This is a genomic window from Streptomyces sp. P1-3, assembly GCF_050613155.1.
Taxonomy (GTDB): domain Bacteria; phylum Actinomycetota; class Actinomycetes; order Streptomycetales; family Streptomycetaceae; genus Streptomyces.
Window position 1 is genome coordinate 6,249,646 of the sequence record NZ_CP192512.1, and the last position, 13,043, is coordinate 6,262,688.

The window sequence follows — 13,043 nt, forward strand, 5'->3', positions numbered from 1 at the left end:
CCGGAGCCGTTCGGCGCAGGCGGCGCGGGCCGTTCAGGCGCGGACCGTTCAGGCGACGGGCCGACGTGACCCCGGGGTCCCGTCGTGCCCCCAACCCGCGCATCGCACGAACGTTCGAAAAGTGGTCTATGGTGATGGAGAGGGGACAGAGGCAGGCTGGTCAGGGGGTGAGCAAGGAGCAGGAGGTGCGGATGCCAGACTTCACGCACCTGCACACCGCGTCCGGGTTCTCCATGAGGTACGGAGCCGCCCACCCGGAGCGGTTGGCGCAACGCGCCGCCGAACGCGGCATGGACGCGCTCGCCCTGACCGACCGCGACAGCCTCGCCGGGGCCGTGCGGTTCGCCAGAGCCGCCGCCGAGGCCGGGATCCGGCCACTGTTCGGGGTGGACCTGGCGGTACGGGAACCGCAGCGGGCGGCCGGCGCGGCCGGCGGCTCCCGGCGGCGCGCCCCGGTGCGCGGTGGGGCGTTCATCGACGAGTCCACGCCCCGTGCTGTCTTCCTCGCCCGTGGCGGCGCGCCCGCTTGGGCGGCGCTGTGCGGACTGGTCTCCGCCGCCCACGCGCACCAGGGCACCGGGTCCCACACGCGTCCGGCCGACCCCGCGCGCTGGTCGGCCGACGCGCACCGGACCGGCCCCGCCCACCACGACGCGCGCCCCCTGCTGCGCTGGGAAGACCTCGAAGGCGCGGCGTCCGGCGCGCTCGCCCCGCTGACCGTGCTGCTCGGCCCGGACTCCGACGTGGGCCGGGCCCTCGCCGCAGGGCGCCCGGACCGGGCGGAGCGGCTGCTGGCGCCCTGGCGCGAAATGTTCGGTGACGCGCTGCGGCTGGAGGCCGTCTGGCACAGGCGGACCGGCACCGGCCCCGGCTCGCTGCGGCTGGCCGCCCGCACCGTCGGCTTCGCCGCCGACCAGGGCGTACGGGCCGTCCTGAGCAACGCCGTCCGCTACGCCGACCCCGGCCAGGGCCCGGTCGCCGACGTCCTGGACGCCGCCCGCCGGCTCGTCCCCATCGACTTCCGCACCCCCGGCGCGCTCGACAGCGGCGAGGGCTGGCTCAAGGGCCCCGCCGACATGGCCCGGACCGCCGAGCGCGTCGCGGCGGCGGCCGGATTCCGCCGCGCCGCCGCGCACCGGCTGCTGGAGGAGACCCAGGACACCGCCGCCGCCTGCCGGGTCGACCCCGAGGACGACCTGGGGCTCGGCAGCGTCCACTTCCCCGAACCGCACCTGGTCGGCGCCGGACACCGGACCGCGATGCGCGTGCTGCGCTCCCGCTGTGCCGCCGCCATGGTGCTGCGCGGTTACGACCGCGACGGGCGGCGCTGGCGGCGGCTGGAGGACGAGCTGCACACCATCGAACGGCTCGGCTACGCCACGTACTTCCTGACCGTCGCCCAGGTCGTGGACGACACCCGCGCACTGGGCATCCGGGTCACCGCGCGGGGCTCCGGCGCCGGCTCCCTGGTCAACCACCTGCTCGGCATCGCCCACGCCGACCCGGTCGAGCACGGGCTGCTGATGGAGCGCTTCCTGTCGGTGCGGCGGCGCGCGCTGCCCGACATCGACATCGACGTGGAGTCCGCGCGCCGCCTGGACGTCTACCGCGCGATCTTCGACCGCTTCGGGGCGGCGCGGGTCGCGACCGTCGCGATGCCCGAGACCTACCGGGTGCGGCACGCGGTACGGGACGTGGGCGCGGCCCTCGGCATGGATCCGGCCGAGGTGGACCGGCTCGCCAAGTCCTTCCCGCACATCCGCGCCCGGGACGCGCGCGCGGCCATCACGGAGCTGCCCGAACTGCGGGAGGTGCGGGAGGCCACGGCCGCGCAGAAACGTTACGGCGCCCTCTGGGAGCTGGTGGAGGCGCTCGACGCGCTGCCGCGCGGCCTCGCCATGCACCCGTGCGGCGTCCTGCTGTCGGACGCCGGGCTGCTGGCCCGTACGCCCGTCGTGCCGACCAGCGGCGAGGGCTTCCCGATGTCGCAGTTCGACAAGGACGACGTCGAGGAGCTCGGGCTGCTCAAGCTCGACGTCCTCGGGGTGCGGATGCAGTCCGCGATGGCCCACGCGGCGCGGGAGGTCGAACGCGTCACCGGGCGGCCGCTGGACCTGGACGACCCGGCACAGGTGCCGCCCGGCGACGAGGCCACGTACCGGCTGATCCGCTCCACCGAGACGCTGGGCTGCTTCCAGATCGAGTCGCCCGGCCAGCGCGACCTGATCGGCCGGCTCCAGCCCGCCACCTTCCACGACCTGGTGGTCGACATCTCGCTGTTCCGGCCGGGACCGGTCGCCGCCGACATGGTGCGGCCCTTCATCGCCGCCCGGCACGGCCGCACCCGGCCCCACTACCCGCACCCGGACCTGGAGGAGGCGCTGCGCGAGACCTACGGCGTCGTCGTCTTCCACGAGCAGATCATCGAGATCCTCTCGATCATGACCGGCTGCGGGCGGGACCTCGCGGACGAGGGGCGGCGCGCCCTGTCGGACCCCGCGCGGCAGGGCCGGGTGCGGGCCTGGTTCCACGCGGAGGCGGCCAGGCGCGGCTACGGCCCGGAGGTGCTGGCGCGCACCTGGGCGATCGTCGAGGCGTTCGGCTCCTACGGCTTCTGCAAGGCGCACGCGGTCGCCTTCGCCGTGCCCACGTACCAGTCGGCCTGGCTGAAAGCGCATCATCCGGCGGCCTTCTATGCCGGGTTGCTCACCCACGACCCCGGGATGTACCCCAAGCGGCTGCTGCTGGCGGACGCGCGGCGGCAGGGGGTGCCGATCCTGCCGTTGGACGTGAACCGGTCCGACACGGTCTATCGAATCGAACTGATGTCCGGTAAGGGTGGTGAAGGGGGAGGCGGCAGCGGGCAAAGCGGCGAGGGAGGCAGTGACCGGGGAAGTGTGGGGCTCCGGATGGCGCTGTGCGACGTACGGGGCATCAGCGAGGCGGAAGCGGCGCGGATCGCCGCGGGACGGCCGTACTCCTCGCTCCAGGACCTGTGGCTGCGGGCCCGTCCGGGGCGGCCGGTCGCCGAACGGCTCGCGGAGGTCGGCGCGCTGGACGGCTTCGGCGCGAACCGCCGCGACCTGCTGCTGCACATCGCCGAACTGCACCGCCGGGCCTCCTCGCGCGGCGGCGGGGCCCACAGCGGCCAGCTGCCGCTCGCCGAGACCGGCCCGGCCGCGCCCGCCGGGCTCCCGGACCTCGACGCGGCCGAACGCCTCGACGCCGAGCTCGGGGTCCTCGGCATGGACGTATCACGGCATCTGATGGGGGATCACCGCGCGTTTCTGGAGGAGCTGGGCGTGATCCCGGCGAAGCGGCTGCGGGTGGCCCGGCACGGCGAGACCGTTCTGGTCGCCGGGGCCAAGGCCGCCACCCAGACGCCCCCGATCCGTTCCGGGCGGCGCGTCATCTTCGTCACCCTCGACGACGGCACCGGCCTGGTCGACCTCGCGTTCTTCGACGACAGCCACGCGACGTGCGCGCACACCGTCTTCCACTCCTGGCTGCTGCTCGTACGGGGCGTGGTCCAGCGGCGCGGCCCGCGCAGCCTCAGCGTCGTCGGCTCGGCCGCGTGGAACCTCGCGGAACTGGCCGAACTGCGGCGCACCGGCGGCCTGGAGGCGGTCGCCGCGCGGCTCGCGGCGCCGGCTCCCGCCGGGACGTCCGCGCCGCCGTCCGAAGGCCGGGACGCCGCCCCCGGCGAGGCCCCCGGCGACGAGGAGGCCCCCGCGGACACGGCGCGCCGTATCCACCTGCCCACCGGCTACGAGATGCACCCTTGGGCCGACCTCCGCCCCGCGGGTGAAGGCGCGGCCACGGGGCGCAAGTTGTGGCACTCCAGTCCAGGGAGCGCGGGACGATGACACGACGGCCACTGCGCGTACCCGAACCGTCCGGGGCGTCCGCGCCGCCCCCGCCCACGGCGCTGACCCCTGCGGTGCGCGGGGTCGGCGGGGCGCCCCGCCCGTCCGGCGCGCCGCAGGGCGCGGGCGGCGGCCCGGGCGCGCGGCTGCCGGTGCGCGGCCGGACGCCGACCCGCACGGTGGAGGCGCGCGGCACGGGACGACCGGCGGTGGGGGCCGTACCGGTGGAGCCGGCCGGGAGTTCGCGGCGGGGCGTGGCGGGTGTGCCGGTGGGGCCGGCCGGGGGCTCTCGGCGAGACGTGCCGGGTGTGCTGTACGTGCGCTTCCATTCCGCCGACGGCGCCGAGCCCGGTGCGGACACCTACGAAGGGCTGCTCGCCCTGCTCGCCGAACTGACCCCCGTCGTCGAGGCGCTGCCGCCCGACGCCGCGCTGGCCGATGTCCGGGGCGCGCTGCGCTACTTCGGCCGGGACGCGGCCGGGCTGGCGGAGATCGTACGGGTCCGGGCCCTGGCCCGGTACGGCGTGGACTGCACCGTGGGCGTCGCCACCAACCCGCTGCTCGCCAGGATGGCCGCCGCCGCGCACCTGGCGGAGGGCGGCGTGCCCGGCGCGGTCCGTTCCGTTCCCGGCACTCCGGAGGCGGTCGCCGCCTTCCTCGCGCACAAGCCCGCGGCCGCCCTGCCCGGCGTGGGCCCGGCGACCGCCAGGGCCCTGTGCGCGTACGGGCTGGACAGCGTCGACCGGATCGCGGCGGCTCCGCTGGCCACCCTCCAGCGCATCCTGGGCGCGGCGGCCGGGCGGCGGGTCCACGAGCGGGCGCACGGCACTGACCCGGCGCCGGTCACCCCCAACGCCCCCGCCCGCGCCATGGCCGCCGAACACCGCTTCGCCCATGACGAACTGGACCCCGGCCGCCGGCGCCGCGCGCTGCTCACTCTCGCCGACGGCCTCGGCGTACGGCTGCGTACGAGCGGCCAGGTGGCCCGCACCCTCACCCTCACCGTCCGCTACGCGGACCGCTCCACGACCACCCGCTCCCGGACCCTCCCCGAACCGACCGCGCACACCCCGGCGCTGACCGCCGCCGCGTACGCGCTGCACGCGGGGCTCGCTCTGGAACGGGCGCGGGTACGGTCCGTGGCGTTGCGGGCCGAGGGCCTCATGGACGCCGGACTCGCCGCGCACCAGCTGACGTTCGACCCGGAGGACGACAAGGCCCACCGGGCCGAGGCCGCCGCCGACCGCGCCCGGGCCCGCTTCGGCGCGGGGGCGGTGCGGCCCGCGTCCTTCCTGGATGCGGCGTGACAGGCTCCGACCCCGCACCGACGGCCTTCAGTTCCATCTGGACTTCGGTGTTCCGGACCTGGACCGAGCGCAGGAGCAGGTGCCGGCCTTGGGCGCGACGCTACTGGACGGCGGTGACAGCGCCGGTGGGGGTGGTGACGGCGCCGATGAGCAGTCCTGGCGCGTCTACGCGGCCCCGGCAGGGCACCCCTTCTGTCTGGTACGCCACTGAGGGAGCGGGCCGGCGCAGTGCTGCCCTCCGGCCAGAGGCTGGCCTGGGTGGCGTCGTGCCCCATGGCGGAGAGCACGATCAGCGGCACGTCGGGGTGCCCGGCGCGCGCCGGAACTCGTCGGCGACCGTGTCGTCCCGTTCCCCGCCGAGGCACCGCCCGCGGCCGACAGCGGGCCCTGACCCGGTGCGGGAGGCGCGCGATGCGTGGCGGCCCTGACCTGGCGCGGGCCGTCCGCCGGCACCCGAGGCGACCGCAAGCGTGTTCCCCGCCTCCTGCGGGGGCGGAGGCGGGGAACACGCGGACCGGATCGCGCCGGCTGTCCGGCGCCCGGTGACGCGACGTACGCGACTTACTCGACGACGAGCTCCACGGGGATGTTGCCGCGGGTCGCCTTCGAGTACGGGCACACCTGGTGGGCCTGCTCGACCAGGTCGCGGCCGGTCTCGCCCTGCAGGGACTCCGGCAGCTCGACGCGGAGCGTCACCTTGATCCCGAAGCCGGACTCGTCCTTGCCGATGCCGACCTCGGCGGTGACCGAGGCGTCCTTGGTGTCGATCTTCGCCTGGCGGCCGACGACACCGAGCGCACCGGCGAAGCAGGCGGCGTAACCGGCGGCGAAGAGCTGCTCCGGGTTGGTGCCCTGGCCGTTGCCGCCAAGGGCCGGCGGCGGGGCCAGCGGCAGGTCAAGCTGCCCGTCGGAGCTCACGGCCCGTCCCTCGCGGCCGTTGGCCGTTGCCACCGCGGTGTACAGCGCGTCCATGAAGACCATTCCCCTTTGTGATGCGTGATGCGTGTTTGTGATGCCTGATGCCTGATGCGTGTCGCCGCGCGTGCTTGTCGCGCCAACACCTCGAACGATAGTGCACAACTTAATTGCGCACAACTAAAAGGTACGCTGGGGGCATGGCACGCCACCCCGAAACCACCGACCCGGCACCCCACCCGGACGGATCCGAGGAGCAGGACCTGCTCCGTCTCGACCTGCAGATCTGCTTCGCACTGCACGCCGCCTCGCGTGCCTTCGGGGGCGTGTACCGCCAGGTCCTCCGTGAGACCCGGCTCACCTATCCGCAGTACCTGGCGATGCTCGTGCTGTGGGAGCACGGCGAGATGCCGGTCAAACAGCTGGGTGAGTATCTGCGGCTGGACTCCGGGACCCTCTCCCCGCTGCTCAAGCGCATGGAGACGGCCGGGCTGGTGCAGCGGGAGCGCAGCGCCCATGACGAGCGCTCGGTGAACGTCCGGCTGACCGCGGAGGGCGCGGCGCTCAAGGCGGACGCCGGGGCCGTGCCGCGCAAGGTCATCGCCGCCAGCGGCCTGGACCCGCGCGAGCTGGCCGAGCTGCGGACCCGGCTGCACCGGCTGACCCATGCGCTCGACTCCGCGCTGGAGGGCGGGGCCCTGGAGGATGCCGTCATGGGGAGCTCCGCCCTGGACGGATGAAGCGGAATGACGTCGCTGTCAGCGCGGGGCGGCGCTGACGGCGACGTCATCAAGGCCTATCAAGGCCTATCAAGGTCTATCGGGGGCCATCGAGGGGCTGTCGAAGGCTGTCGAAGGTTTCACTCAGCCGCGGCTGCGGGCGGCGCGCCGGCGGGCGGTCACGAAGAGCAGCGCGGAACCCGCGGCGAGGACGGCGGCGCCGCCGACCGCCAAGGGCGCGGTCGAGGAGTCCCCGCCGGTCTGAGCGAGGCGTTCGCCTTGCGGCGCGGGGGCGTTGCCGGGCTGCGCCGCGGCCTTCCGGGCCTCAGCATCCCGGGCGTCTGTGCCCTCCGCCTCGGCATCCCGGACGCCCGTGCCCTCCGCCTCGGCCTGCCGCGAGTGCGCCGCGTGCTCGTCGCCGCCGTGGCCGTGGTGGTCCACCGTCGACTTGGCGGCTTCCTTGGTGATCTGCTCCTCACTGGGCGCCTCCGGAGCCGACGCCGGGACCTTGCCCGAGGTGCCGCCCATGACCACGTCCGAGCAGGTGTAGAACGCCTCTGGGCTGTCCGAGCGCTGCCAGATGCTGTAGATCAGATGGCGGCCGGACCTCTTCGGGACCGTACCGGAGAAGACGTAACTGCCGTTCTCCAGCCTGGGGTCGGTGACCTTCGCGAAGGGCTTCGCTTCCAGGTCCGACCACTTCAGCGGCTTCGTCGGGTCGTATCCGACCTTGGTTATGTACAGCTCGAAGGTGCCCCGGTGCGGGGCGGTCGCGCGGTACTTGAACGAGTGCGCACCGGGGGCGAGCTTCGTGGCGGGCCAGTCGGCGCGCGGCAGGTCCAGCCCCTTGTACTTCTCACGGCCGGCGCTGCACAGCTTGCCATCCGGGATGATCTCCCGGTGCCGCCCCGCGGCGTCGCCGATGTTGACCTCGTTCCAGTCGTACAGCGGCTGGGTCCCGCCGGCCGCCACCATGGCCTTGCAGGCTGCCGAGTCAGGACTCTCCGGCCCCTCCGCGAAACAGGCGGCCACCCGGCTCACCGGATCCGACATGGACCCGTGCGCGACGGCCGGATCGGCGGCCAGCGCGGTGAGCGCGATGGACACGATGCCGAGCACGGCGATCCGGGCAGCGGCCTTGCGGCGAACGTGCATGGGGGGCTCCTCCAGAGGTGGGGTGGGGGAGCAGCACGCTAGCCGCACCGACCGGCCGATTCGCCGCTCAGAAGGCCCGCGGGTCGATCCTTATGGTCCGCTTAAGGGGGCGCTGAGTCTGAGATCAGGTCGGTCGCCGCAACGGCCGCCGTGGCATGGTGGGTGCCATGAGCGGAACGCCCGGGCGCGTTGGTGCGCGTCAGTTGATTGAGACCGTGGCCGACCCGGGGACCTGGCGGTCCTGGGACGAACCCGTCGCCGTCACCGCCGGCGACCCCGACTACCGTGCCGACCTGGAGCGGGCGCGGGCGCGGACCGGGCTGGACGAGTCCGTGGTCAGTGGGGAGGGGCGCGTCGAGGGGCGGCGGGTGGCGGTCGTCGTCGGCGAGTTCGGGTTTCTGGGCGGATCGATCGGGGTCGCGGCGGGGGAGCGGCTGGTCCGGGCCGTGGAGCGGGCGACGCGGGAGCGGTTGCCGCTGCTCGCCGCGCCCGCGTCGGGTGGCACCCGGATGCAGGAGGGCACGATCGCGTTTCTGCAGATGGTGAAGGTGGCGGCGGCCATCACGGAGCATAAAGCGGCCGGCCTGCCCTATCTCGTCTATCTGCGCCACCCCACGACCGGCGGGGTGCTGGCCTCCTGGGGATCGCTGGGCCATGTGACCGCCGCCGAGCCGGGTGCCCTGATCGGATTCCTCGGCCCGCGCGTGCACCAGGCGCTGTACGGCGAGGAGTTCCCGGCGGGCGTGCAGACCGCCGAGAACCTGCTGGCGCACGGACTGGTCGACGCGGTGCTGCCCGCAGAGCAGTTGGCGGAGGTGACGGCGCGGGCGCTGCGCGTGCTGTCGGCGGACGCCGCCGAAGCGGGTGGTTCGGCTCCGGCCGCCGAGCCCGGGGCAGGCGGACCGGAGTACGGTCCCGTGGGCGTGCCCTCCGCCGAGGAGTCGATCCGGCGTTCGCGTCGGCCCGAACGCCCCGGCATCCGCGCCCTGCTGCGCGCCACCGCCGAGGATGTGACCCCGCTCAGCGGTACCGGCGCGGGCGAGCACGATCCGGGGCTGCTGCTCGCCCTGGCGCGGGTGGGCGGGACGCCTTGTGTCGTGCTCGGCCACGACCGCGACGGGCGGCACCCCGCCGACGGGCCCGGACAGGCGCTCGGCCCGGCCGGGCTGCGCACCGCGCGGCGCGGGATGCGGATCGCCGCCGAACTGGGGTTGCCGCTGCTGACCGTCGTGGACACCGCGGGTGCCGCCCTCAGCCGCGAGGCCGAAGAGGGCGGCCTGGCGGGCGAGATCGCCCGCTGCCTGGCCGACATGGTGACGCTGCCCGCGCCGACGCTGTGCCTGCTGCTCGGGCAGGGTGCGGGCGGTGCCGCGCTGGCCCTGCTGCCCGCCGACCGGGTGCTGGCGGCACGGCACGCCTGGCTCTCCCCGCTGCCGCCCGAGGGCGCGTCCGCGATCCTGTACCGGACCACCGACCGGGCGTACGAGATCGCCGGACGGCAGGGCGTGCGCTCCGCCGATCTGCTCGCCCACGGCATCGTGGACCGTATCGTCGAAGAGGACGCCCGCGAGCGTGAACAGCACGCCCGCGAGCGCGGAGACGACGGCCCCGAGCGCGGAGACGACGCCCGCGAGCGCGGAGACGGCGGCCCCGAGCGCGGAGACGACGGCCCCGAGTCGCCTACGGGCTTCCTCGCCCGGCTCGGCCGCGCCCTCGGTGCCGAACTCGCCGACCTGCGCGCCCAGGACGAGGGCGAACGACTGGCCGCGCGCCGCGCCCGGCACCGCGCCATAGGGTTGCCCGGTTGACGTTCCCTTCCAGGAGAGTTGACGGCGAAGGGGGCGAAACGGGCATGTCGCGCCCGCGAATTGGCGGCATTAGGCATGCCTAACCTAATCTCTCCCTGTGCACGAGAATGATCACGGCGCGGCCCGGCGTCGGCCGCGCGCCACGCGGCGGCTCCAGCTCCTCGCGCTCAATCCCACCGACTCCGTCACCGAGGGCTTCCTGCCCGCCGCCGCCCGGCTCGGGCTGGCCGTCACCCTCCTCACCGACCAGCCGGCCGCGCACGAGCGCGCGTACCGGCGCTACGCGGCCGCCGGCGGCCTGCTCCCCGACCTCGCCGTCACGCCCTGCGACGTACGCGACTTCCGCGAGGTCATCGGCCGGATCGCCGCCGGGCCCGCCCGCCCCGACGCCGTCTTCAGCAACAGCGACCACCTCCAGACCCAGGCCGCGCTCGCCGCCGACTTCCTCGGCCTGCCCGGCAAGGACTGGCGGGCCGCGCTGCGCACCAAGAACAAGGCCCAACTGCGGCGCACTCTCGCCGAGTCGGGCGCCGACACCGTCTGGTCCGCCGAGCTCGGCCCGGCCCAGGACCCGGCCGTGCTCACCGCCCTCGCCCCGCCTTTCCCGTGCGTCGTCAAACCCCGCGAGGGCGTCGCCAGCGAGGACGTCCGGCTCGTCGCCGACGCCGGTGAACTCCTCGCCCGCTGCCGCGAGATCCGCTCCCGGCGCCCGGGGGAGGCGCTGGTCGTGGAGGAGTTCCTGCACGGGCCGCTGCGGACCCTGGAGACCTTGGGGGACGGCCGTACCCTGCACGCCTACGCCTCCTTCAGCACCGAGCTGTCGCCGCCCCCGCACTTCATCGAAGAACGCCTCGTGCTGCTCCCCGAGCCGCCGCAGCCGCACACCGCCCAGGTGCTGGACCAGCTGCGCGCGCTCGGGGTGGGCTTCGGCGCCAGCCACACCGAGTACGTGGTGCAGGGCGACCGCGCCCGCCTCATCGAGGTCAACTACCGTGCCATAGGCGACCAGTGCGACCTGGTGCTGGCCGGACTGCTCGGTGTCCCGCTCTTCGACCACATCCTCCGTACCCACCTCGGCGAACCGCTGCCGGACGACCTCGGCGCGCGGACCGACGCGCGGGCCCGCCTGGAGTACGTCACGGCCGACCGCGGCGGCAGACTGGTTTCCGCCCCCGCCGCGAGCGTGCGCGAGACCGGCGGCGTGCGGTTGGACTACCGCCCGCTGCGGGAGATCGGCGAGGAGCACCCGCTCCACCACACCAACCGGGACTTCCTGGGCGTGCTGCGCGCAACCGGCACCGACCAGCAGCGGATCGACCGGGCCGTCGCGGAGTTCCTGGCAGCGCAGCGATGGGAGATCGTGCCGTGAAGCCCCCGCGGCCGGTACCCGGCCCCACGCCTCACCTCACGCCCGGCTCCGTGCCTCGTCCCGTGTCCGGCCCGTCCAGCCTGCCCGGCCCCGCGCCTCGTCCCACATCCGGCCGCACGCCCACCCGAGCCGTACCCGACGATCACGAACCCCCGCTCTTGGGCCGCGTGCTCACCACCCTCCTGCGTGAGGACGCCTACGGGCTGCGCACCCGTGCCCGCCCGCTGCGGCGTGCCGACGGTGACTGGCTGCGCGTCCCGTTGGGCCCGGGGGCCGGGCACCTGCTGCTGCCGGTCGGCCCCGACGGCTTCCAGGGCGACCTGGTGGTACGTCTCCCGTATGCCGAGCACCAGCCGGATGGCGATCCCGCGCTCACCCCGCCTGCCACCCTCGACACCCTCGACGCCGTCCTGGACCGCGTACGCCGGATCACCACCCCCGAAGACCACGACCGCTACGACGCCTTCGCCGTCGAATGCCGTGCCGAGCTGGCGGCCTTACGGCTGCACGACCGGATCCGCCCCGGTGTCGTCGGTCGGCTGGCCCGGGACCACGGCGACCGGCCCGCCGACCACTGGCGCGGACTGGCCGGGTCCCTCGCCTACGACACCCTCGCGGCCTTCCGCGGCCACCCCGTCCACCCCACCGGCCGGGCGCGCATCGGACTCACTGCCGACCAATTGACGCCCTACGCACCGGAGTTCCATCCGGCCTTCGTGCTGCGCTGGGTCGCGCTGCCCCGCGCGGCCGTGACCGGCGACCCCGCCCGGCTGCCCGCCTGGTGGCCCACCCCCGGTGCCCTCGGGCTGCCCGCCCTGGACGGCACCCACCTCGCGCTGCCCGTCCACCCACTCACCGTGGGCCGCGCGCTGCCCGCGGTCCTGCGCGCCGCCGGTCTCGCCGACGACGCCCACCTCGCGGACCGGGCTTTCATCGACGTACGCCCCACCCTCTCCACCCGCACCGTCGCCACCCTCCGCGACCCCGCCACCCACCTCAAACTGCCGCTGCCCACCGCCACCCTCGGCGCGCTCAACAGACGCACCATCAAACCCGGCACGCTCACCGACGGCGCGGTGGCGCAGCGGCTGCTGGAGACGGTCACCGCCCGCGAACCCGTACTCGCCCGGACCCTCCTGCTCGCCGACGAAACCACCTGCCTGCACGCGGACCACGAGTTCCTGGCCACGCTCATACGCCGCTACCCGGCCGGTCTCGACCACTGCCAGGTCGTGCCCGTCGCCGCGCTCCTCGCCGCCACCCCCCAGGGCACCCTGGTCGCCGACGCGCTCGCCGACCGCTTCTACGGCGGCGACCTCACCGCCTTCCTCGACGCCTACCTCACCGCGCTGTTCGCCGTCCACACCACCCTCTTCGCGTACGGCGTCGCGCTGGAGGCGCACCAGCAGAACACCTCCCTCGTCCTCGACGAGACAGGGCTGCGGCTGCTGGTCAAGGACCACGACGGGCCGCGCGTCCACCCCGGCCGCCTCGCCGCCGCCCTCGGCGGCGACCCGGCGCGCGCCGCGGAGCTCTGCGGCGGGTTCGACGACCGCAGGATCCTGGTGGACGGGGACGGCGCGCTGACCGACGTCTTCACCACCATCACCGTCCATCTGTGCGCCGCCGCCCCGCTCTTCGAGCTCGCCGCACGCGGCCGGGTGGGCCGCGCCCCCCTGCTGAACCTGCTGCGCCGCCGCCTCGGCGAGGCCGTCGACCAGCTCGACGGCCGGCCTGAGGCCCCCGGTGCCGCGCTGCGCGCCCGCGTCCTGGACGCCGGACGGCTGCCCGTCAAGGCGATGGTGACCGCGGGCTCCCTCTACCCCAAGGAGCGCTCCGGTGCCGCCGACATCAACAAGCACTACACCAGCGGACCGAACTACCTGCGGGCAGCCGCCCGATGA

8 protein-coding genes and 1 pseudogene are annotated in these 13,043 nt (G+C 74.9%); 7 read left to right on the forward strand and 2 right to left on the reverse strand.

The genetic code is table 11. From position 1 onward, the window contains the following. The first annotated feature begins 191 nt into the window (after positions 1 to 191). The 3 genes and pseudogenes from ACQUSR_RS26720 to ACQUSR_RS26730 all read left to right on the forward strand — a co-directional run. On the forward strand, positions 192 to 3,866 hold the full coding sequence (locus ACQUSR_RS26720; protein ID WP_431045159.1) for a DNA polymerase III subunit alpha: 3,675 nt from the start codon (positions 192 to 194) through the stop codon (positions 3,864 to 3,866). A 254-nt stretch (positions 3,867 to 4,120) separates the two neighbouring features. Next, positions 4,121 to 5,173, forward strand: coding sequence for a DNA polymerase Y family protein (locus ACQUSR_RS26725; RefSeq protein ID WP_431047867.1), 1,053 nt, complete (start codon positions 4,121 to 4,123; stop codon positions 5,171 to 5,173). Further along, positions 5,154 to 5,384 (forward strand): annotated as a pseudogene (locus ACQUSR_RS26730) (VOC family protein); the annotation flags it as partial. The gene ACQUSR_RS26725 and the pseudogene ACQUSR_RS26730, both read left to right, overlap by 20 nt. Before the next feature lie 350 nt (positions 5,385 to 5,734). On the opposite strand, the gene ACQUSR_RS26735 reads toward ACQUSR_RS26730, so the two are convergent. Then, a complete protein-coding gene (locus ACQUSR_RS26735) occupies positions 5,735 to 6,145 on the reverse strand; it encodes an organic hydroperoxide resistance protein (protein ID WP_431045160.1) in 411 nt (136 codons plus the stop codon). Positions 6,146 to 6,288: 143 nt separating this feature from the next. On the opposite strand from ACQUSR_RS26735, the gene ACQUSR_RS26740 reads away from it, so the two are divergent. Further along, on the forward strand, positions 6,289 to 6,828 hold the full coding sequence (locus ACQUSR_RS26740; RefSeq protein ID WP_431045161.1) for a MarR family winged helix-turn-helix transcriptional regulator: 540 nt from the start codon (positions 6,289 to 6,291) through the stop codon (positions 6,826 to 6,828). A 123-nt stretch (positions 6,829 to 6,951) separates the two neighbouring features. On the opposite strand, the gene ACQUSR_RS26745 is transcribed toward ACQUSR_RS26740, so the two are convergent. Then, on the reverse strand, positions 6,952 to 7,962 hold the full coding sequence (locus tag ACQUSR_RS26745) for a lytic polysaccharide monooxygenase auxiliary activity family 9 protein (RefSeq protein WP_431045162.1): 1,011 nt from the start codon (positions 7,960 to 7,962) through the stop codon (positions 6,952 to 6,954). A gap of 167 nt (positions 7,963 to 8,129) precedes the next feature. Between ACQUSR_RS26745 and ACQUSR_RS26750 the strand changes: the two genes are divergently transcribed. The 3 genes from ACQUSR_RS26750 (at position 8,130) to ACQUSR_RS26760 (ending at position 13,043) form a co-directional block, all read left to right on the forward strand. Then, complete coding sequence (locus ACQUSR_RS26750; RefSeq protein WP_431045163.1) at positions 8,130 to 9,770, forward strand: carboxyl transferase domain-containing protein; 1,641 nt, start codon at positions 8,130 to 8,132, stop codon at positions 9,768 to 9,770. A gap of 97 nt (positions 9,771 to 9,867) precedes the next feature. Beyond that, on the forward strand, positions 9,868 to 11,139 hold the full coding sequence (locus tag ACQUSR_RS26755; RefSeq protein WP_431045164.1) for an ATP-grasp domain-containing protein: 1,272 nt from the start codon (positions 9,868 to 9,870) through the stop codon (positions 11,137 to 11,139). Next, positions 11,121 to 13,043, forward strand: a complete 1,923-nt coding sequence (locus tag ACQUSR_RS26760) for an IucA/IucC family protein (RefSeq protein ID WP_431045165.1) — start codon at positions 11,121 to 11,123, stop codon at positions 13,041 to 13,043. The genes ACQUSR_RS26755 and ACQUSR_RS26760 overlap by 19 nt, the downstream gene beginning before the upstream one ends.